Source organism: Pedobacter sp. SAFR-022 (assembly GCF_051965375.1).
In the GTDB taxonomy this organism is placed as follows: Bacteria; Bacteroidota; Bacteroidia; order Sphingobacteriales; family Sphingobacteriaceae; genus Pedobacter.
This window is the reverse complement of record NZ_JBQCME010000002.1, coordinates 287,130-307,513: the sequence shown is the minus strand read 5'-3', so window position 1 is coordinate 307,513 and position 20,384 is coordinate 287,130. Positions and strand designations below refer to the sequence as shown.

Genomic DNA, 20,384 nt, shown 5'->3' with positions numbered 1-20,384 from the left:
AATTCAATAAACTATAAGCTAAATTTGTGACTATGGAATTGACAAAAGAATCCCTTCAGAACTTACGCCAGGAATATCGGTCGGCTGTATTGTCAGAGCAAGATATAGACCAAAATCCGGTTGTGCAGTTTAAAATATGGTTTCAGCAGGCACTCGACGCACAGTTGTACGAACCTAATGTGATGACACTCGCTACAGCGACGGCAAACGGTATCCCGTCAGCGCGGATTGTACTATTGAAAGGTTTTGATGAACAAGGCTTTGTTTTCTACACCAATTATGAAAGTCATAAAGGGCGTGAACTCCAGGAGAATCCACGCGCTGCATTGGTGTTCTTTTGGGCGGAGCTGGAACGCCAGGTTCGAATTGAGGGCGAAGTCAGTAAGGTCGCGCCAGAACTTTCTACGGAATACTTTCATTCACGACCACACGGCAGCCAAATCGGCGCAATGGTTTCCCCACAAAGCCAGGTAATCAAGAGCAGAGATGAACTGGAGAACCATATTGTCATTCTGAAAGAAAAGTATGCAGATCAGGTTGTTCCACGACCTGACCATTGGGGCGGCTACGTAGTTAAACCAACCAGCATGGAGTTCTGGCAAGGCCGTCCAAGTAGGCTTCATGACAGAATCCGCTATAAGTTCGTTGATGGCAGCTGGATAATTGATAGATTAGCACCCTAATTTAAGAATATGAACCAAATAGCAGTAATCGGTTCCGGAACTATGGGTAACGGAATAGCACATACTTTTGCCCAGTTCGGATACAAAGTTAACCTCATAGACATCAATCAAGCCGCTTTAGATAAGGCTTTAGAAACCATAAACAAGAACCTTGGCCGTCAGGTAACGAAAGGGACGCTTAGTGCTGAAGAAAAAGATAATACACTGACAAGAATCACGACCTACAGTGATCTTCGGGCTGGCGTGGAGCATGCGGATCTGGTTGTAGAAGCCGCTACTGAAAACCTTGAACTTAAATTGAAGATATTCCGCGACTTAGATGCTGCAGCACCTGTGCACGCTATACTAGCGAGTAATACATCTTCCATTTCCATTACGCACATCGCCTCCGTAACTACCCGTGGTGCACAGGTGATCGGTATGCATTTCATGAATCCTGTGCCGGTTATGAAGCTGGTTGAAGTGATCAGAGGTTATGGAACCAGCGATGAAACTACCGCGAAAGTGATGGAGCTATCCACCAAGCTCGGCAAGACACCTGTGGAAGTGAATGACTACCCCGGCTTTGTAGCGAACAGAATTTTGATGCCAATGATCAATGAAGCTGTTTACACGATCTTCGAGGGCGTAGCAGGCGTTCACGAAATTGATACCGTGATGAAACTCGGTATGGCTCACCCGATGGGTCCGCTGCAGCTCGCAGATTTTATAGGTCTGGACGTTTGTCTGGCTATCCTCCATGTTTTACATGATGGTTTTGGGAATCCGAAATATGCACCATGTCCCCTGTTGGTGAACATGGTACGTGCTGGTAAGCTGGGCGTAAAAACCGGCGAGGGCTTTTACAACTATGCTGCAGGTACCAAAGATGCCCCAGTTTCATCTAAATTCTTAAACTAACATTTTTAGCACACCCATTTATTTATGCTAACTTTGCGCCATGAATGAACATCTCGATCCATCTTTCGACAACCTGAGCCCAACGGAGCGTGATATCGAGAAAGTGCTTCGTCCGCAGGCTTTCGATGATTTTACCGGACAGGAGAAGATCATGGAAAACCTGAAGATCTTCGTGGCTGCCGCAAAACTGCGCGGAGAACCGCTAGACCACGTGCTGCTGCACGGTCCTCCCGGCTTGGGTAAAACCACGCTGTCGCACATTATAGCCAATGAGATGAACGTGGGTATCAAGATTACCTCCGGGCCGGTATTAGACAAACCTGGTGATTTGGCCGGGCTACTCACGAACCTGGAAACGGGTGATGTGCTCTTTATCGATGAGATCCATCGATTGAGTCCGCTGGTTGAGGAGTACCTGTATGCAGCGATGGAAGACTTCAAGATCGATATCATGCTGGAAAGTGGCCCCAATGCAAGATCTGTACAAATCAGCCTGAACCCTTTTACACTTGTTGGTGCTACGACCAGGTCTGGCTTGCTTACCGCACCACTACGTGCCCGCTTCGGAATTAATTCAAGGCTCGCCTACTACGATGCGAAGTTATTAACCACGATTGTACAACGTTCCTCCGAGATATTAAAGACCCCAATTACAGATGAAGGTGCCTATGAAATTGCGAGAAGAAGTCGTGGTACGCCCAGAATCGCAAATGCATTGCTAAGAAGAACCCGCGACTTTGCACAAATAAAGGGAAACGGCCAGATTGATACAGACATCGCCCGCTATGCATTAACTGCACTCAACGTCGATGAGCATGGCTTGGATGAAATGGATAATAAAATCCTGCTTACGATTATAGACAAGTTCAAAGGCGGACCAGTGGGACTTAAAACCATTGCAACCGCGGTTGGAGAAGACGAGGGTACAATCGAGGAGGTTTATGAACCGTTTTTGATTCAGGAAGGTTACATTATGCGTACCTCCAGGGGGCGTGAAGTAACTGAAGCCGCATACAAACACTTAAACAGGCTTTATCACAACCAATCTGGACGATTATTCTGATCATCAAATTGAATTGAACAAGCTGGATGCTGACGATATTGCGATCGTGCAAAGCGCATCCTTTTAACAGTCAAGATAACTACGAGGCGAACTAAGATCTCAAAAGATTAAGAAATTCAAAACGGAAGTTCCTGTTTTCTAAATGGAAACAGGAACTTCTTATATCTACTTGCGATACACAAACCAAAGTATAAACAGGATCACTAGAATAATTGGGATGATCCACTTCAATGTCGGCCCCGCACCTTTATCATTCTTTTCAAATACCGCCTCTTTTGAAGGTCCCGGATCCGATTTATGTTTGTCGTAATCGTGTTCTATTGGCTTTGGATCTGGATTTACATCCTTATTGTTTTGTGGTTCAATATTTTCCATTTTTAGTGTTTTTATGTTTATTATTACAACAACTTTAAGATTGAAAGGTTTGTGGCCAATACTTTATCTTTGCTGCGATGGAAGCAAATGCCACAACCTATAGCAATTTGATAAAAGCCGAGGCTTTAAGGCTTGGCTTTGGCCAATGTGGCATTTCCAGAGCAGAATTCCTTGAAGAAGAGGCACCTAGGCTGGAAGCATGGCTACAAAAAGGACTGCATGGTACAATGGGCTATATGGAAAATCATTTTGATAAACGCCTCGACCCCCGTTTGCTGGTTGAAGGCGCAAAATCCGTCATTAGCCTGAGTTTAAACTACTATCCCGAAGAAACGCAAACTGATCCTGAAGCACCCAAGCTCTCCAAGTATGCTTATGGCCAGGATTACCACGAGGTGATTAAAAGTAAGCTCAGCAACCTTCTTAACTACATACGAACGGAGATTGGTGAAGTCAGTGGACGCGCCTTTACGGACTCGGCACCGGTGTTGGACCGCGCCTGGGCGAAGAAGTCAGGCCTGGGCTGGGTAGGAAAAAACGGCAATGTCATATCTAAAAAGACAGGCTCTTTCTTTTTCCTTGCGGAATTAATCATTGATCTGGAGCTGGAATACGATCAGAATATCCAAACTGATCATTGTGGAACCTGTACCCGATGCATCGATGCTTGCCCTACAGAGGCCATCATCTCAGCCGCGGTAGTTGATGCTAATAAATGTATCTCCTACTTAACGATCGAACTAAAAGATGAAATCTCTACACAGTTTCAGGGGAAAATGGAGAATTGGATGTTTGGATGCGATATTTGCCAGGATGTTTGTCCCTGGAACAGATTCTCTGTACCACATACCGTAGCAGAATTTAAGCCTCAACCCGGACTGCTTCAGATGTCTAAAGCGGATTGGGAAGACATCACCCAGGATGTGTTTAGCACCATATTCAAAAACTCTGCAGTCAAACGGACGAAGTATAAAGGCCTCAGCAGGAACATTAATTTCCTGAAGCAAGTTTAAGTGAGTAGCATTCTCCGCCTAAGTAAACCTACATAAAGTCAGCAAAGCTACGAGACGAAAAAAGCAGACTACCCTAAAGGGTTAAGATGTTGTCGCTCTTGTTCTTATCAGGCGTATGTGGCCCGCCAAGCAGAATACGTTTCAATTTCTTTCCGGTGTTGACCTCAATGGTCACTTTTGAGGCACCTGTTTCCCAAACCCCAATGCTTCGGTGTACGGTATCCCTGGTACCGTCTTCAAAGGTCAGGTTGAGGTCTATTGGAAGCGGCTTGTTGCTTTTGTTCTCAATGGTCACCTCATAGCCCTTGGCGCTTTTTGTAGCACCTGCAATCGCCAGGTCAGTCACCCCCTCTTCAAAAAACCAGCGCTTCCAAAACCAATCCATATTCTTACCGGCACCTTCGTTCATGCTGTAAAAGAAATCGTGCGGCATTGGGTGTTTGCCATTCCAGTTCCTGATGTAATGGTGTAATGCTTTTGTAAACAGTGGCTCGCCAAGATAGTCGCGAATAAACAGGTACCCCATCGCTGGTTTAGGATAGGAATTGGTAAAAGTTCCTGCACCTTTTAGTTCAGTGGTAAGAGTTACGATCGGGGTATCGTCCTTTCTACCAGAAGTATTTGCAGTTGGCTCTACGCCATAGGTATCAACCATCTTTGGCTCGATCATAGGGCCGATCTCCCATTCGCCGATCGTCGCCCAGCCTTCATCCATCCAAGCGTGTTTAGTCTCATTTGTTCCCATGTAAAAAGGAAACATGGTATGAAAGATTTCATGTACCGTTAAGGTGATGGCATCATCACGCTCCTTTACCGGATTATCATTCACCATCATTGGAAACTCCATCTGATCTAAACCATCAAAGATCGTCTCATGAGGATAAGGATAAGGCCATTTAGGAAATACATGGCTCATTGCATGAACAGTACTGCGGGCAAAATCGACCACCTCGTAGTAGTCTTTGTGTTCAGGATTAAACACCGCATCTACCCTGGTGCGTCTTAAAGTGCTGGAATCCACGAGCACGCTGGTAGACTTCCACAGATAATGGTTACTAATTGCAAAGGCAAAATCGGGTACATACTTTGCTTCATATTTGAAGGTATTCTGCCCTTTGTTCGTTACAGAAAACTTCTCCAAATCAGCTTTAGAAATAATGTTTACGACAGAATCCACACGTTCTGCAAGACGTAATCTTTCAGCAACAGGTTTGCTAAACACCTTATCTGCGTTCTTCAGATCACCCGTGGCCCATACGACGTAATTGTCAGGTACTGTAATCTCTGCTTTGAAATCGCCAAAGTCATTATAGAACTCTTCCTCCCCGGTATACGGATATTTGTTCCAACCATCGAGGTCGTCGTAAACCGCAACTCTCGGAAAAAAGTAGGCTACAAAGTACGCACCCTCGTCTACCTGACCGGTTCGAATATGTGAACCTTTATTCAAGGTGTAACTATATGTTAGTTTAAGGGTCAGGCTTTTACCTGGGTTTAGTGGAGCAATTGCTGCATGCATATTGGTACCCTCTATGACGTAAGCGTCTTTGTTCAACACTTGCTCGCCAATACGAAGATCGGTGATGGAGACGCCCTCATGTTTATCGGATTCGGCGATGCGGGATTTTCCAACTACACCCTTCTTGTATAGATTGGGGTATAACTTAAACCAGAGTTGCTTCAGCGTGTCCGGACTGTTGTTGTGGTACTTGATTTCTACTTGTCCACTAACCAGACGACTGGATGGCTCAAACTTCACTTTGAGCGCATAGTCCGCATGGTTCTGCCAGTAATTTTTTCCTGGCCTTCCTGTAATAGCTCTGGTACCCTTTTTATAGGCCTTTTCAACTTCAGGAGGTACTGGCAACCCCTGCTGAGCAGTGGCCGCACTAAAACAAAGGCCTAAAACAAGGGCCAGGAAAGCATTCTTCATGAAGTACGGGATCTATTTACCAAATTTCATCTTCAATTGCTCCAACATATCTGTCGTGATATCTTTAGCAGGCTTGCTATTTGCCTGCTTGAAGCTCGGACGGTTAGCAGGAACCGGGTTCTTTTGTACAGGCTTTACCTCAACTGCAGCAGCGGACTGCTCAACGCCAGTTTCCGGGCCTGCCTTTTGCGCTTGCAAACTTGCTTGCTGTGCTTGTTTAGCCGCTTTAGCTTCGTCTTTTTTCTTGTTCCAACGCAACCAGATCTCATCCAACTTCTTTTTGGTATATAAAGGAAAATCCCCCTGTTTCATCCAGGCGTAATAACTCGGTTCAATGTCGAACACCTGCTCACAGCATTTGCCCTTATGTTTACCGAAGTTGAAGGTCTCCTGATTGTCTTCATTATATACAAGACGTCCGGCAAAGTCAACCGGTTTATTCATATTGGTAAACAGATGAAGCGCATCTACATCGTTCTGTACAGGCTTACTGATGTTACCCTGTTTATCCTCAAAATCGATGTCTTTATAACGCTCCAATTGCGCCAAAAGAACATGATATGTTGCTGTTATATCCGCCTCTGCAGAGTGTGCATTTACAATGTCTTTATCGCAGTAAAACTTGTATGCTGCTCTAAGCGTACGTTGCTCCATCTGGTGAAAGATATTCTGCACATCAACGAACTTACGGTCAGACATGTCAAAATCCACACCAACACGAAGAAATTCTTCAAGCAGTACCGGGATATCAAAACGGTTGGAGTTATAGCCCGCAAGATCAGCGTCGCCAATAAAGTCTGCAAGCTCCTGAGCCACCATCCTAAAGGTCGGGGCATCTTTTATATGTTCATCATAAATACCATGAATTAGCGATGATGCCAGTGGAATTGGCATCTCCGGATTAATGCGCATGCTTTTTACGATTTCAGTACCATCAGGCATAGCCTTAAGAATGGCAATTTCAACGATCCTGTCAGAGGCTACATTTACACCAGTTGTCTCAAGGTCAAAAAATGCAAGTGGGCGTTTTAAGTTTAATTTCATTATAGTCTATTCTATCTGTTCAGTGCGGTTTACGCAGCTGTTTAAATCAAAAGTCGTAAAAATCATCCGCTTATTTCAATTTATTTGATATGCATCGGATTTCATTTATCTTCGACCATCTAATGCTCATTTATGTATAAACGCTTCAAGATAGTAGCACTTCTACTATTGACCTTCAGCGCTGCCCAGGCGCAAAACTTCGAATACGGCAAACACAAACCTTCAGATTTTTTAGCTACTAAAGCAACCGTCGACAGTACTGCAGATGCAGAAGTCATCCGCGAGTTCGGCAGTGGACGAATCCAGATTGATGATGCCACTGGAAACCTTTATGTCGACTTTACTTATCACGTCAAGATTAAGATCTTTAATGCAGAAGGCTTTAAACAAGGGAACGTCGAAATTCCACTTCGCATCTACAACAGTGCTGCAGATGAGATCCGGGATATCCAGGCAACAACTTACTACCATGACAACGGGACGATCCGCGGAAACGAACTCGATCCAAAACAGGTGTTTACGGAGAATCAAACCCGGTTTTTGAAGCTTGTCAAGTTTACCATGCCTAACCTCAAGCCCGGCAGCGTGATAGAATATGCCTACAAGATCAGGCGCCAAAGCATTTTCAACTTCTCCTCCTGGGATTTTCAAAGTGAGATTCCTAAGCAACACAGCGAATTTGTGGCATTCATTCCTGCCAACTACAACTTCAACGTCTCGCTTAAAGGACCGCGTGGCCTAAGTTCACAGAATGGCGTTGTGGAAAGAGAATGTCTCAGAATAGCAGGCAATGCGATGGATTGTTCAAAAATGACCTACATCATGAAGGACGTTGCAGCCTTCAAAGAAGAAGCCTACATGACGGCGGCCTCGAACTTCAAATCAACCATCAACTTCGAGTTGTCAGATGTACAGCACCTGCGCGGTGGCAAATCGAACATTACCAAAACCTGGAAAGATGTTGATTATGAGCTCACAACAGAACGTAAGTTCGGCGGGCAGATGAAACAAAAAGACCTGTTCAGCAGTAAAATGCCAGAGATCCTGAAGAACACCACGGATTCCCTAAGCAAGGCCAAAGCTGTTTTCGCCTACATCAAAGATCAGATCAAATGGAACAACTATCTGGGAAAATATAGCGACAAGGATGTCAAGAAAGCATTGGAAACACATTCAGGCAACATTGGCGACATTAACCTGGGGCTTATTGCAGCGCTAAACGCCGCAGGCTTTAGCCCAGACGCGCTGATCCTCTCTACCCGTCAAAATGGTATCGTTAACAACTTGTATCCAGTAATTACCGAGTTCGACTACGTGATCGCCAAGCTCGACATCGCTGGAAAAACATACCTTTTAGACGCTTCAGAGCCGCTGTTGCCTTTTGGCCTGCTTCCTCTGCGTTGTCTGAACGGCAAAGGGCGTGTGCTGAACTTCAAGAAACCCTCGTACTGGTATGATGTCACTGCAAGCCAGAAAGATGCTGTGAAGTATAACTTTGTAGCAACACTGGAGGCCGACGGTAAAATCAAAGGCACCCTTTACACGTTTTCAAGTGGCTATAACGCCTTCCGTAAACGGGAACGAATCGCTGAAGCAGGATCAGTAGAGGCTTTCGTACAACAGCTCGACGATCAAAACCCCTCTTTCAGCATTACCAAACATGAGGTTTTTAATGTCGACAGCCTGGACAGAATACTCGAAGAACGTTACGAAGTGACCATGGAACAGTTTGAAGGAACTGATTACGATAAGCTTTTCTTCAATCCAAACTTCCTGAACCGCATTGGCACCAACCCTTTCAACTTAAATGAACGTAGCTATCCTGTCGATATGGGCAGTGCGACGGAAACGCGTGTTAGCATGATATTAAATCTACCGCAGAACTTTGTCCTTGCAGAAGCGGCTAAAGACATGGGGCTTGGACTGCCAGAAAACGGAGGCCGGTACCAGACACAAACTAAACTGGAGGATAAGGTCCTAAGTTTTAGTGCCTTGTTCCAGCTTAACAAACCGGTTTATAGCCCGGAAGAGTATCTTTCACTTAAAGAATTCTACAGTAAGATCATCCAGCAACAAAAAATTGATTTGATCCTTCAGAAGTCCAAATAATGCGCAAAATAGCCATCTTGGTGATGTTGATCACCTTACCTGCAATCGCCTCCATTGCACAAACGTTTTACCGGGCAGCCGATATCCCCCAATCGCTCAAGGCAGGCGCGAGTGCTGTGATCCGGAATAAAGAAACCAATGTAACCATGTTGAGCTCCGATAACGTCATTTACACCGTTACACAAGCGATTACGGTGCTTAATAAAGGCGGTGCTGACTATGCAGACCTGGTATTACCCTACAACAAGATTACGCAGATAAAGAGTGCCCGCGGTTATATCCTGGACGCACAAGGGAATCAAACAGCGAAATTTGCGCTCAACAATTTCATCGACCAGAGTGCGGTCAGTAATTTCTCATTGTATGAAGATGATCGGCTCAAGTATTATACACCGGTAATTACCTCCTATCCCTTCACCATCGTCTATGAGTATGAGGTACGAACCAAGCAGAACCTGATCATCCAGGACTGGTATGCAAATCCATATCCCGAGCTAGCCGTAGAGAAAAGTACATACACGTTCAGCTACAATCCCCTGGAAAAAGTCCGTGTAAAAGCATATAACTACAGCGGGAAAGTAGCCGAAAATCAAACCGATAAGCTACATAGCCTAACCTGGTCTGTCGAAAATATGCCTGCCTTCAAACAGGAACCCTATGCGCCTTCTGCAGATGATTACCGGACTTACGTCAAGATTGTGCCTGAACAATTTAGCTACTATCGTACAAAAGGGAAGTTCAGTAACTGGGAAGAGCTCGGTCAATGGATCTACACAGATTTGATCAAAACGAGACAAAATCTGGACCCTAGTACAGTAGCGGAAATGAAATCCCTGGTGCAAGGGCTCAGTTCAGACCGGGAAAAGGCAAAACGCATCTACGAATACATGCAGCGCAAAACCCGCTACATCAGTGTGCAGATTGGTATTGGGGGCTTTCAGCCGATGCTTGCCAGCGACGTCGATCGCCTGGGTTATGGCGACTGTAAAGCGCTGGTGAGCTACATGCAAAGTTTGCTGGCAGCTGTTGACATTCCATCCTACTATTGCGTGGTTTATGCAGGCAGATTCAAACAAAACATGGATCCATCTTTTGCAAGTATGGATCAGGGAAACCACGTCATCCTTGCGCTTCCATTGGGTAAAGATACCACATGGCTGGAATGTACAAACCAGAATGTACCCTTTGGGTTCCTGGGTGATTTCACCGACGACCGCCTGGTACTTGCATGTACAGAAAACGGCGGTAAGCTGCTTCGAACACCTGCGCTTAGTTCAGCCATGAATGAAACTAAACGTAAAGCCATCTTAACAGTCGATCAATCCGGCAATATTACCGGAACCATCCAGACCACCTTCAAAGGTGCTCAGTATGATACACATGAGGATATCATCAGAAAGCCGCTAAACGAGCAAATCAAAGCGCTGAGTAGCTTTTATGATGTCGACAACATGAATTTCAATCAGCTGCGTCTCAGCCAGGACAAAAGTGAGCTGCCCAGTACCACAGAGGAGTTAAACATTCGAATTGCTTCCTATGTGCCGAAGAATCAGCAAAGCGCCTATTTACTACCAAATGCTTTCAACAGGTTATCTAGTACCAGAACAGTAGCCAACAGAAAGTTACCGGTATACATCAACCGGGGGTATACAGATGAAGACGAAATTGTGTACCAGTTGCCAGCTGGTTATGAAGTAGAATACCAACCGAAAGATCTGGACCTGAAGAACCAGTTCGGCAGCTTCGTGTCCAGGATCAGCAAGAAAGGTGCGGAACTCGTCTATTACAGGAAGCTCGTTCTAAACAGTGGCAGCCATGCTGCAGCAGATTATACTGCTTTTGCTGAATTTATGAACCAGGTTGCGACATCCGACCGTTCGAAAGTGATATTTAAGACCAACTAACTCAATAAGATTATTCCAGCGGCAATCGCGACGATCATAAGCACATACATGAGGATCTCGGTTGCTGCAAACTTCTTTTTCGAGGTCCAAAAGTTGTCTTCTTCTTTAGGCTTTAATCCCATATCAGTTATTAATTGGTCCTGCTTTCACAATTGCGCGCTGGAAAGCTGGCAATGATAAATCTTCTACAATGATTCCCCTGCTCGGTGAAGCATGTACAAATGAATCTCCGTTCAGATAAATACCCACATGGTCTATTTCTCTTCCTCCAAAGGAAAAGAAAATAAGATCACCCTCTTTGAGCTGGTTGAGGTTCTTTTCCTTGATCACTGAAGCTTGATCTACAGAACGACGTGGTAGCTGCTTACCATAAATATCCTTTTGCACGAGGTAAGTAAAACCTGAACAATCAATCCCACGTTTGTCGAGCCCACCTAAGCGGTATTTTACGCCCGACCACTCATTAATATATCGGTATAGCTGTTTATTCTTCAAATTTGCCATGGCTTCGGCTGCTTTGGCGGCCTTGGTTGCCGAAGGCACATAACGCTTAGAACTGCAGGCCGAAAAGAAAACGGCCATAGAAAGCAGCATCGCGAATGGATAGCTTATTCTCCTTATCATACTTAATTTTTAATTAAACGCTGAATTTCATCTAGTTTCAGCAAAGCCTCTACAGGCGTTAATACATTCACATCAAGGTTGTTCAGCATATCCCTGATCTTCACCAGGACGGGGTCATCAATAGCAAACATGTGCAGTTGATAAGCCTGATTTTGTACTTTCTTGATGCTGTCCTTGATGCTCTGCCCCTCGGTACGATCGATCTCCAGCTTTTTTAATATCTCATTAGCACGGTTAATCAATTTCGGCGGCATACCAGCCATCTTCGCCACGTGAATACCAAAACTATGCTCGCTGCCACCAGGCACAAGTTTACGCAGAAAGATGATCTTGTTACCAGCCTCTTTAATCGAAACATTAAAGTTTTTGATCCGGCTCATGGTGCTTGCCAGTTCGTTCAATTCGTGATAATGGGTGGCAAACAAGGTTTTTGGCTTGGCAGATGGATGGGTATGCAGAAACTCTGCAATGGCCCAAGCTATGGAAATGCCATCATAGGTGCTTGTTCCACGTCCAATCTCATCCAGGAGGATCAAGGACCGGTCCGAGATGTTGTTAAGGATACTGGCAGTTTCATTCATCTCAACCATGAAAGTACTCTCTCCTGAGGATAAATTGTCGGAGGCACCTACCCTGGTAAAGATCTTGTCCACCAGACCAATTTCAGCAGCCTTCGCAGGCACAAAACAGCCCATCTGGGCCATCAGTACGATCAGTCCTGTTTGTCGCAATATAGCCGACTTACCAGACATATTCGGACCCGTGATGATGATGATCTGCTGCGTATCATTATCAAGAAAAACATCATTGGTGATGTACTCCTCACCCACAGGCAGCCGTTTTTCAATCACCGGGTGTCGGCCACCTTTGATATCCAATACCTTGCGAGTGTTCAGTACAGGTTTTACATAATGATTGTTTATGGCCAACTGTGCGAAACACAACAGTACATCCAGTTGGGCAACTAAAAAGGCATTCAGCTGAATGGGTTTGATGTTCGTGCTGACCTGATATACCAGCTCCTGATACAAACGGATCTCGATTTGTTGGATCTTATCTTCCGCACCCAGGATCTGCTCTTCATATTCCTTTAATTCAGGTGTAATATAGCGTTCTGCGTTCACAAGTGTCTGCTTGCGTATCCAGTCTGAAGGAACTTTATCTTTATGTGTATGTGTGACTTCCAGATAATACCCAAACACATTGTTGAAGGCTATCTTTAATGATGGGATACCGGTAGCAGCAGCCTCGCGCTTTTGTATCTCCACGAGAAAACCTTTTCCTCCAAATGCGATCTTACGCAGCCGGTCAAGTTCTTCATCGACCCCTTCCGCAATCACATTACCCTTAAGCAATAAGGCAGGTGGATCTTCCTGAAGCTCACGTTCCAGCCTGGCCCTGATGCTGAGGCAAGGATTGAGTTGCTCGGCAAGCTGTTCCAAAAACGGGTTATTGCTTTCTGCAGCAATCTGCTTTACCGCTTCAATATGCTGTAATGCTTTTTTAAGCTGTGAAAGTTCTCTTGGCCCCACCTTCTGTAAGCCAACCTTGGAGATCAGTCGTTCCAGATCTCCGATTTGCTTGATGTGGTTCAACAGCTCTTCGATCAATCCTGGATGCTGTACAAGGTACTCGACCATACCCAACCGTTCCTGAATAGGCTTCAGTTCTTTAAGCGGCATAATGATCCACTTGTGCAACAAACGTGCGCCCATGGGTGTACTGGTCTGGTCCAATACATCAAACAGCGTTACAGCGTTATCATTCGCCGAGCTGACAAGTTCCAGATTACGGATCGTGAAACGATCCAGCCACATGAACTGGTCTTCTTCCAGCCTTGATATGGCCGTGATATGTTTTAAATTCCGGTGTTCGGTTTCATTGAGATAATGGAGGATTACACCCGCTGCAATAATGCCGGTGCTAAGTTTATCCACCCCGAATCCTTTTAGCGAGCTAACCTCGAAGTGTTTCGTGAGCGTTTCGGTGGCGTAGTCGGCGGTAAAAGCCCAGTCGTCCAAGTGAAAAGTATAGAACTTATCACCAAAGTACTCCATGAACTCCTTGCGTTTGCTCTTCTGGAACACTACTTCCGTGGGCTTAAAGCCCTGTAACAACTTATCTACATATTCAATACTACCCTGCGCAACATGAAATTCGCCGGTGGAGATGTCCAGAAAGGAAACGCCACATTGCTGCTTTTCAAAATAGACGGCAGCAAGGTAGTTATTCGATTTTTGATTTAGAATGTTGTCGTTATAGGCTACCCCTGGGGTTACAAGTTCAGTGACACCGCGTTTAACAATGGTTTTCGTTGCTTTGGGATCCTCCAACTGGTCGCAGATGGCGACGCGCTGTCCGGCACGCACCAACTTAGAAAGATAATTTTCCAGAGAATGGTGCGGAAATCCCGCAAGCTCGATGTGACCATTCGGCCCCTGCCCCCTGCGGGTGAGTACAATACCCAGGATCTGTGCAGTTTTCACCGCATCTTCTCCAAAGGTTTCATAAAAGTCGCCTACTCTGAACAATAATAATGCACCAGGATACTTTGCCTTGATGACATTGTATTGTTGCATTAAGGGAGTTTCCTTCGTTTTATCCTTAGCCAAAATGATTCTGTTTACAAAAACTGTAAATATAATACCTTCAGCTTAGTCTTTGAACCCTGAATTAAATTAAAGTTTCTGCAACAACTGCATTCCGCAGATTACAGCTTTGTTATGTAATCTAAAAAACGGCGTAATGCCTCGCGTTTTTCCGCCGTCAAGCTGAAATCAAGCTTATTCATCAGGTAATCGTCCAGATCAAAATGAGCGACAGCAGGCAAGGCATCTATTACCGCTTTCCGGTTTTCCAGTCCAAGTTCCAGAGCTTTGTCGAAGGCTTGTTTGAAATCCGCGGGAAGTTCTTTGTTCGCCACCCATGCGGCATAAACGAAAGGAAGACCGGTGAAATTCATCCATTGCTCGCCCATGTCATACCAAAATGGGAATACGTTCTTTTTTCCAAAGGTGCGATCTCCAATCAGCACCATTGCATCTGTTTCGGCGTCCAGATCGGTGGTAAATTCAACTTCCTGTTTCCAGTAGAACTTAAGCAACACTTTAGCCAGGTTGTTTGATGTGCGGGAATGCTTATCCAGCTTCACCGTACGGATCTGCTCAACCGGAACATTAGAAAAGATGAATACGGAATTTACCGCTCCGACTGAGCCGATGCAGTAGTTCGCAATGATATTCGCATTTGGCACATGAGGTATAGCAGCCACGGGTATTAAGCCCACATCTACCTGACCATCAATAAGCCGGGCTGCGCAATCTGAAGGAATATCTAAGCTGAGGTCAATTTGATTGATGACATCGGAATGTTCAATGCCGTATATAAAGGGTTTGGAATTTGTATAAGATACAGCGGAAATTTTTACTTTATTCAAGGTAACTATTTTAGATGATCGGTATTGTTAAAATCAAGTATTTCGAACTTCCCATCCTCATACCTGAAGCGATATAAAGTGGTGTTCAGGTGTGGAAAGTCGGCCATTTCAGCAAGTGGCTTTCCAGTAAGGATGCAACAAAGCAGTCTCATTGCACGACCGTGCATGCAGATCAGGATCTTGTGTTCAGCAGGTTTGGAGATGATGTAATCCATATCCTGCTGGAGTCTCGCCTGGACTTCCGCAGGGCTTTCGCCTCCGCTAAACTTCGCGTCATAATTGCCCGATTGCCATTGTTCCGCCAATTCGCGGAACACCGCACGGGAATGTTCGGTTGCGGGTTTGCCCTCCCACTCGCCCCATGCAAGTTCATCCAAACCGGATAGCTGCTCCCATGGCAGTCCGGCATCAATGAACCCTTTAACAGTTTGGTGTGTACGCTTTAAGGAAGAGGTATATAGCTTATCAAAAGGAACTGCTTTGTAGCGTTGATAAAATGCTGCGCCTTGTCTACGTCCAACATCGTTCAAGTCGCTGTTGATGCCACGTCCCTGCACAATGCCAGCAGCATTTAAATCCGTTTCACCATGTCTGATGATATAGATTTCCTTTTCCATTAATTAATAACCGGAAGTTTATAAAACTGCGGTTTTGCAGAATCCTCAAAAACATGATCCGTGTAATCGGTAACAACATTATAGAGCGTATCACGCTCAATAGGCTGTCGGTTTACCTGCTTGATGAGCTCTACGAGTTCTTTGGTGCTCATTCCGGGGCTTTGCTCCTCGGCACCTGCCATAGAATAGATCTTCGTGGTGTCATCCAGCGTTCCATCAATATCATCTACCCCGAAGTTTAAGGAAAGCTGTGCGGTTTGCCTGCTGATCATTGCCCAGTACGCCTTAATATGATCGAAGTTGTCCAGATAAATTCGTGCAATGGCGTAGTTGCGCAGATCTTCTATTACGGAAACCTCCGGCACATCACTCATCTGGTTGTTCTGGTTACGGAACTTCAATGGGATGAAAGCCTGGAAACCTCCGGTTTTATCCTGAAGCTGACGTAACCTTTCCATGTGATCCACACGGTGCCAGAATTGTTCTATATGCCCGTATAACATCGTGGCATTGCTACGCATGCCCAGCTTATGAGCTTGTTCGTGAATGTCTAGCCATTGCTCTGCATTACACTTATCGTTCGCGATTTTGGTTCTTACCTCTGGATGGAAGATCTCTGCACCGCCACCGGGCATCGAGTCTAAACCAGCTTCTTTCAGGTATTTCATACCTTCATAGTGGCTCAGCTTCGCTTTTTTAAAGATGTAGTAATATTCAACCGGTGTTAAGGCCTTAATGTGCAAGTCAGGGCGGTGTGCCTTTGTCCGACGGAAAAACTCCGCATAAAAATCAAGATTCTGCTTCGGCACTACGCCACCGGTGATATGAACCTCGGTAACGGGTTCATCATCGTATTTCTTTAAGGCCTCAATCATGGCATCTACACTCATCTCCCAGCCATCTTCCCGCTGTTTGATTAAACGCGAGTAAGAGCAGAAGTTACAGGTATAAACACATAAATTGGTTGGTTCAATATGAAAATTGCGGTTGAAATAGGTCTTGTCACCATGTTTACGTTCGCGGATGAAATTTGAAAGCACGCCCAAGTAGCTCAGCTCCGCATGTTCATACAGGTATACACCTTCATCGAAAGTGATCCGCTCTGCATTAAGTACTTTAACAGCAATTTTTCTCAACGGCTCAGTTAAACCGGCATCATTGATAAGAAAGTTCAGTTTTGTAATGGTATCCATTTCCATGTCGTGTAGACAAAAGTACAAAAAAATGGCAGCTGCTGGCTTGACCAGTACGGTGCTGCTGTCAGGTATTTGTCAAAGGAAAGGCTATACCCTTGTTACTGTTTGCTCCGCATGGCTTCTCTGAAGTATTTCAGCGGAACGAAAAGCATTCCAAAACACTCACCCTCTTGTTTTCCCATGTGCTTATGGTGTACCTTGTGCGCTTTCCGGAGTGCACGGAAGTAAATGTTGTTGGTACGGGTAAACCATTTGAACCGCTGATGAATAAATACATCATGAACCAGGAAGTATGCGATACCATAAAGTGTAATACCAATTCCGATGAAAAACATAAACCGGTACCCCTCTACAAAGTTGCCTACCGCAAAGAAGAACATTGAAACACCCGCAAACATGACGAAGAAATAGTCGTTCTTTTCAAAGAAATGTGGCGTTTTGTTATGGTGATCCTCATGTAAGTTCCAAAATAGCCCGTGCATAATGTATTTATGCGTAAGCCAGGTCACGCACTCCATCAAGCAGAAGGTAATTAGTACAATCCCAATGTTGAACAATACAGTCATCATTATAAATTCTTTAACATTTCCGTTTCAGCCTTAGAACCCGGCTTGTCAGTGATCAGGTATTTCTTAATTCTGCGATGAAGATCGGGATCTTTGGGAGCACTTGCATCTGCTTTAAGGAAGTTGACCAGTAACTGACGATCCTCCTTTACATTGCCGCTATAGTTCAGCATGGCAGGCACATTGACCTGCGTGGTGTATCGGAAAAAGATAAGTTCCGGGTTCTTTGGTGCTTTTGAAATCGCCAGCTCCAGCAATCGTTTACCTTTTTTGAAATGGGACACTTTATTGATCGGGTTAAACGCATGTTTTGCCTGAATCATTTCAGAAATTGCTTTAAATCCCACTGTTACAGGTGCAGCAGTCTGCTCATCCAATTTCTTAAAACGATCACTAAACTTGTCCGCAACTTTACTGTCATTAGCGGCAAGATCAAGCTGCTTCCGCATGTCAACGAGCCCTCCACCAGTTTGCATCACATGAAGTCCGAGGAAAAGGAATAATATTCTGATCATTATATCAATCTTAAACTATGTTTTACATATGAACCAGCCAGCAGACCCAACTTCTGGGCATTAGGCACCCGAATGCGACTCTCCATAATGCTTTCGCAGGAGACCGACTTAATCTTATTGAACAAGGTCTTGTAGTAAATGTAAGCCACGTAAACACCGAAACGCGAAGAACGCGGCAGCTGTTTGATGCCTACTAGCGCGGCATCAAAGTCCTTTTGGATCTCACATTCTATCTGTTCTTTCTCCCTTTGGGTGAAAACACTTAAGTCGACACCAGGAAAATAAACCCGCCCAAGTCCTTCATAATCATTCTTCAGGTCACGCAGAAAATTGACCTTCTGAAAAGCAGCGCCGAGTTTCATTGCTGAAGGTTTGAGATGATCATAGAGCTCCTGGTTATTTTCCGTGAATACCCGTAGGCACATCAAGCCGACAACTTCCGCAGAACCAAGAATGTATGTTTCGTATGAAAAAAGGGAGTGATTTTTATCCCGCAGATCCATTTCCATACTGGCTAGAAACTGTTCAATTAGTTCCCTGTCAATCCCATATTTATTAACCACATGCTGAAAGCTGTTCAATATAGGGTTTAAACTAATTTTTTGCTCAATCGCACGATAGGTGCTCTCCTGGAACTCTTTCAGCAATGTTTCCTTATCGTATTCATGGAAAGAGTCAACAACCTCATCTCCCAATCGCACAAAACCATAAATGCTGTAAATGGCTTCATGGAACTTCTTGTGCAGACAACTGATACCTAGCGAGAAGCTCGTACTGTAAGTCTTGGTGACGATTTTACTTGAGGCAATGGATATGTCGTCAAATAGTTGTTTCATGAGGATGTTTTTTCGTTAACGCTTTTAAAAGTTCCTGGGCGGCAACTTGCCCGGAAATTATAGCTGGTGGAACCCCGGGACCCGGAACAGTAAGCTGTCCCGTGTAAAAGAGATTACCAAGCTTTTTGTTTTTTAACGAAGGTTTTAAGACCGCCGTCTGACCGAGTGTATTTGCAAGACCGTAAGCATTGCCTCCGTACGCATTATAGTCATCTACGAAATCATTGATGCAATAGGATTTTTTATAGATGATATTTTCTTTGAAAGTCGTACCGCTGAAAGCCTCAATCCTGCTGATGATGCCATCAAAATATCCATTTCGTGTTTCTTCAGTATCTTCAAGTGCAGTAGCAACCGGAACCAGGATAAATAAATTTTCCATGCCGGCGGGCGCAACAGTATCATCAGTTTTTGAAGGACAACAAACATAAAACAATGGTTTCTCCGGCCATTGTGGCGTCTTATAAATGTCTCCCGCATGCTTCTTAAAATCCGCATCAAAAAATAAGCTATGATGAAGTAATTTGTCGATGCGTTTATCTACGCCAATATAATAAATGAGGCATGACGGCGCAAAGGTTTTTTCTGACCAATAGCTTGCCGGATAGTTACGGTATTTTTCCTCCAGTAATTGCTGTTCTACATGATGATAGTCCGCAGAGGCAATAATACCGTCGCATTCAAAACTGCCGCCAGGGGTTTGCAGAGCTTTCACCTCCCCATCTTCCACCAGAATTTTTTCTACAGGTGTCCCGGTATGGAAGGTCACGCCAAGTTCCAGCGCAAGTTTGTGCATGCCGGAAATAATCTGGTGCATACCGCCCTCCGGATACCAGGTGCCCTGTACCAATGCAGAATAATTCATCATGGTATAAAGGGCGGGAATTTTATTGGCCATGGCCCCAAGGAATAAAACTGGAAATTCCATCAGTGCTACCAGCTTCGGATCTTTGAAATATTTTTTAACATAACGACTTACCGAACTGAAAAGATTTGACTGCAGCATACCTTTGGCAACACGCAGGTTCGCATATTCCAACCAGGAGAAAGCAGGTTTATAAACCAGGTCTTTCATGCCCACCTCATATTTAAACTGGGCTTCTTTCAGAAATTTATGCAGCGCAACGGAGCTGCCGGGTTCAACTTCTTCGAAACGCAAGTAAAGTGCCTTTAATTCTGCAGGTATTTGAAGGAGTTCATCCTGATCAAAAACGATCTGGAAGCCTGGGTCAAGCTTTTTCAGCTTATAGTAGTCTTCCGTTTTCTTTCCGAATTGTGCAAAAAAGTTGTCAAAAATATCCGGCATCCAGTACCAGCTCGGGCCCATATCGAAAGTAAAACCTTGTTCGGTATAGGTTCTGGCCCTACCGCCTATCGCAGAATTTTTTTCATAAACGGTGACCTCATGCCCGTCACGGGCCGCAAAACATGCCGCGGAAAGTCCGGAAAAGCCACTTCCGATGATAGAAATTTTTGCCATTAAGCTATTTGTATAGATGGATATATTTGCAAGATAAGGTATAAGTACCCATTCTTTGATGTTGCTGGAACAATATTGTTTGAAGGTATC

At 44.7% G+C, this 20,384-nt stretch carries 19 protein-coding genes; 6 read left to right on the top strand and 13 right to left on the bottom strand.

Going from position 1 to position 20,384, the window contains the following annotated elements:
• The first annotated feature begins 32 nt into the window (after nucleotides 1-32).
• Genes pdxH through ruvB form a run of 3 tightly spaced genes read left to right on the top strand, consistent with a single transcriptional unit; the run spans nucleotide 33 to nucleotide 2,646 of the window.
• On the top strand, nucleotides 33-683 hold the full coding sequence (pdxH, locus tag ACTHQF_RS07225; protein WP_440429352.1) for a pyridoxamine 5'-phosphate oxidase: 651 nt from the start codon (nucleotides 33-35) through the stop codon (nucleotides 681-683).
• 9 nt (nucleotides 684-692) lie between these two features.
• On the top strand, nucleotides 693-1,583 hold the full coding sequence (locus ACTHQF_RS07220) for a 3-hydroxyacyl-CoA dehydrogenase family protein (RefSeq protein ID WP_440429350.1): 891 nt from the start codon (nucleotides 693-695) through the stop codon (nucleotides 1,581-1,583).
• A 40-nt stretch (nucleotides 1,584-1,623) separates the two neighbouring features.
• The gene (ruvB, locus tag ACTHQF_RS07215) at nucleotides 1,624-2,646 is read left to right on the top strand and encodes a Holliday junction branch migration DNA helicase RuvB (RefSeq protein ID WP_440429348.1); all 1,023 of its coding nucleotides are present in this window, start codon (nucleotides 1,624-1,626) and stop codon (nucleotides 2,644-2,646) included.
• 165 nt (nucleotides 2,647-2,811) lie between these two features.
• Here the strand turns inward: ruvB and ACTHQF_RS07210 are convergent, their stop codons facing one another.
• Complete coding sequence (locus ACTHQF_RS07210) at nucleotides 2,812-3,021, bottom strand: hypothetical protein (protein ID WP_440429346.1); 210 nt, start codon at nucleotides 3,019-3,021, stop codon at nucleotides 2,812-2,814.
• Nucleotides 3,022-3,098: 77 nt separating this feature from the next.
• On the opposite strand from ACTHQF_RS07210, the gene queG reads away from it, so the two are divergent.
• A complete protein-coding gene (queG, locus tag ACTHQF_RS07205; protein ID WP_440429345.1) occupies nucleotides 3,099-4,034 on the top strand; it encodes a tRNA epoxyqueuosine(34) reductase QueG in 936 nt (311 codons plus the stop codon).
• Nucleotides 4,035-4,107: 73 nt separating this feature from the next.
• On the opposite strand, the gene ACTHQF_RS07200 is transcribed toward queG, so the two are convergent.
• Nucleotides 4,108-5,967 (bottom strand): M1 family metallopeptidase, encoded by a 1,860-nt coding sequence (locus ACTHQF_RS07200; RefSeq protein WP_440429344.1) that lies wholly within the window; start codon nucleotides 5,965-5,967, stop codon nucleotides 4,108-4,110.
• A 12-nt stretch (nucleotides 5,968-5,979) separates the two neighbouring features.
• Nucleotides 5,980-7,011 (bottom strand): exonuclease domain-containing protein, encoded by a 1,032-nt coding sequence (locus ACTHQF_RS07195; RefSeq protein ID WP_440429343.1) that lies wholly within the window; start codon nucleotides 7,009-7,011, stop codon nucleotides 5,980-5,982.
• Between the two features lie 132 nt (nucleotides 7,012-7,143).
• Here ACTHQF_RS07195 and ACTHQF_RS07190 point away from each other — a divergent pair, with 132 nt between their 5' ends.
• Both ACTHQF_RS07190 and ACTHQF_RS07185 read left to right on the top strand, forming a co-directional pair.
• Nucleotides 7,144-9,120: a DUF3857 domain-containing protein gene (locus ACTHQF_RS07190; protein ID WP_440429342.1), complete on the top strand. Its 1,977-nt coding sequence runs from the start codon at nucleotides 7,144-7,146 to the stop codon at nucleotides 9,118-9,120.
• On the top strand, nucleotides 9,120-11,024 hold the full coding sequence (locus tag ACTHQF_RS07185; RefSeq protein WP_440429341.1) for a DUF3857 domain-containing protein: 1,905 nt from the start codon (nucleotides 9,120-9,122) through the stop codon (nucleotides 11,022-11,024). Before ACTHQF_RS07190 ends, ACTHQF_RS07185 begins: the two co-directional genes overlap by 1 nt.
• On the opposite strand, the gene ACTHQF_RS07180 is transcribed toward ACTHQF_RS07185, so the two are convergent.
• The 10 genes from ACTHQF_RS07180 to ACTHQF_RS07135 form a co-directional block, all read right to left on the bottom strand.
• Nucleotides 11,021-11,146 (bottom strand): hypothetical protein, encoded by a 126-nt coding sequence (locus tag ACTHQF_RS07180; RefSeq protein ID WP_440429340.1) that lies wholly within the window; start codon nucleotides 11,144-11,146, stop codon nucleotides 11,021-11,023. The genes ACTHQF_RS07185 and ACTHQF_RS07180 overlap by 4 nt on opposite strands.
• A gap of 1 nt (nucleotide 11,147) precedes the next feature.
• A complete protein-coding gene (locus ACTHQF_RS07175) occupies nucleotides 11,148-11,648 on the bottom strand; it encodes a C40 family peptidase (protein WP_440429339.1) in 501 nt (166 codons plus the stop codon).
• A gap of 2 nt (nucleotides 11,649-11,650) precedes the next feature.
• Nucleotides 11,651-14,260 (bottom strand): DNA mismatch repair protein MutS, encoded by a 2,610-nt coding sequence (gene mutS, locus ACTHQF_RS07170; protein WP_440429337.1) that lies wholly within the window; start codon nucleotides 14,258-14,260, stop codon nucleotides 11,651-11,653.
• 98 nt (nucleotides 14,261-14,358) lie between these two features.
• A complete protein-coding gene (locus ACTHQF_RS07165; protein ID WP_440429336.1) occupies nucleotides 14,359-15,084 on the bottom strand; it encodes a menaquinone biosynthetic enzyme MqnA/MqnD family protein in 726 nt (241 codons plus the stop codon).
• 5 nt (nucleotides 15,085-15,089) lie between these two features.
• Entirely contained in the window at nucleotides 15,090-15,701 is a 612-nt protein-coding gene (locus tag ACTHQF_RS07160; RefSeq protein ID WP_440429334.1) for a histidine phosphatase family protein, read from the bottom strand.
• Nucleotides 15,701-16,894, bottom strand: coding sequence for an aminofutalosine synthase MqnE (gene mqnE / locus ACTHQF_RS07155; RefSeq protein ID WP_440429332.1), 1,194 nt, complete (start codon nucleotides 16,892-16,894; stop codon nucleotides 15,701-15,703). Before mqnE ends, ACTHQF_RS07160 begins: the two co-directional genes overlap by 1 nt.
• Before the next feature lie 101 nt (nucleotides 16,895-16,995).
• A complete protein-coding gene (locus tag ACTHQF_RS07150) occupies nucleotides 16,996-17,466 on the bottom strand; it encodes a beta-carotene hydroxylase (protein WP_440429330.1) in 471 nt (156 codons plus the stop codon).
• A complete protein-coding gene (locus tag ACTHQF_RS07145) occupies nucleotides 17,466-17,978 on the bottom strand; it encodes a hypothetical protein (protein WP_440429329.1) in 513 nt (170 codons plus the stop codon). The genes ACTHQF_RS07150 and ACTHQF_RS07145 overlap by 1 nt, the downstream gene beginning before the upstream one ends.
• Nucleotides 17,978-18,814, bottom strand: a complete 837-nt coding sequence (locus ACTHQF_RS07140) for a phytoene/squalene synthase family protein (protein ID WP_440429327.1) — start codon at nucleotides 18,812-18,814, stop codon at nucleotides 17,978-17,980. The genes ACTHQF_RS07145 and ACTHQF_RS07140 overlap by 1 nt, the downstream gene beginning before the upstream one ends.
• Nucleotides 18,798-20,294, bottom strand: coding sequence for a phytoene desaturase family protein (locus ACTHQF_RS07135; RefSeq protein ID WP_440429326.1), 1,497 nt, complete (start codon nucleotides 20,292-20,294; stop codon nucleotides 18,798-18,800). Before ACTHQF_RS07135 ends, ACTHQF_RS07140 begins: the two co-directional genes overlap by 17 nt.
• Nucleotides 20,295-20,384: the final 90 nt, after the last annotated feature.

Bases quoted from the DNA above. Each gene is read 5' to 3' on its own strand.
- ACTHQF_RS07160 (WP_440429334.1), bottom strand. From the start codon at position 15,701: ATGGAAAAGGAAATCTATATCATCAGACATGGTGAAACGGATTTAAAT.
- ACTHQF_RS07175 (WP_440429339.1), bottom strand. From the start codon at position 11,648: ATGATAAGGAGAATAAGCTATCCATTCGCGATGCTGCTTTCTATGGCC.
- ACTHQF_RS07210 (WP_440429346.1), bottom strand. From the start codon at position 3,021: ATGGAAAATATTGAACCACAAAACAATAAGGATGTAAATCCAGATCCA.
- ACTHQF_RS07185 (WP_440429341.1), top strand. From the start codon at position 9,120: ATGCGCAAAATAGCCATCTTGGTGATGTTGATCACCTTACCTGCAATC.
- ACTHQF_RS07135 (WP_440429326.1), bottom strand. From the start codon at position 20,294: ATGGCAAAAATTTCTATCATCGGAAGTGGCTTTTCCGGACTTTCCGCG.
- mqnE (WP_440429332.1), bottom strand. From the start codon at position 16,894: ATGGATACCATTACAAAACTGAACTTTCTTATCAATGATGCCGGTTTA.
- ACTHQF_RS07180 (WP_440429340.1), bottom strand. From the start codon at position 11,146: ATGGGATTAAAGCCTAAAGAAGAAGACAACTTTTGGACCTCGAAAAAG.
- ACTHQF_RS07145 (WP_440429329.1), bottom strand. From the start codon at position 17,978: ATGATCAGAATATTATTCCTTTTCCTCGGACTTCATGTGATGCAAACT.
- ACTHQF_RS07195 (WP_440429343.1), bottom strand. From the start codon at position 7,011: ATGAAATTAAACTTAAAACGCCCACTTGCATTTTTTGACCTTGAGACA.
- ACTHQF_RS07150 (WP_440429330.1), bottom strand. From the start codon at position 17,466: ATGATGACTGTATTGTTCAACATTGGGATTGTACTAATTACCTTCTGC.
- ACTHQF_RS07190 (WP_440429342.1), top strand. From the start codon at position 7,144: ATGTATAAACGCTTCAAGATAGTAGCACTTCTACTATTGACCTTCAGC.
- queG (WP_440429345.1), top strand. From the start codon at position 3,099: ATGGAAGCAAATGCCACAACCTATAGCAATTTGATAAAAGCCGAGGCT.
- ACTHQF_RS07200 (WP_440429344.1), bottom strand. From the start codon at position 5,967: ATGAAGAATGCTTTCCTGGCCCTTGTTTTAGGCCTTTGTTTTAGTGCG.
- ACTHQF_RS07220 (WP_440429350.1), top strand. From the start codon at position 693: ATGAACCAAATAGCAGTAATCGGTTCCGGAACTATGGGTAACGGAATA.
- ruvB (WP_440429348.1), top strand. From the start codon at position 1,624: ATGAATGAACATCTCGATCCATCTTTCGACAACCTGAGCCCAACGGAG.
- ACTHQF_RS07140 (WP_440429327.1), bottom strand. From the start codon at position 18,814: ATGAAACAACTATTTGACGACATATCCATTGCCTCAAGTAAAATCGTC.
- pdxH (WP_440429352.1), top strand. From the start codon at position 33: ATGGAATTGACAAAAGAATCCCTTCAGAACTTACGCCAGGAATATCGG.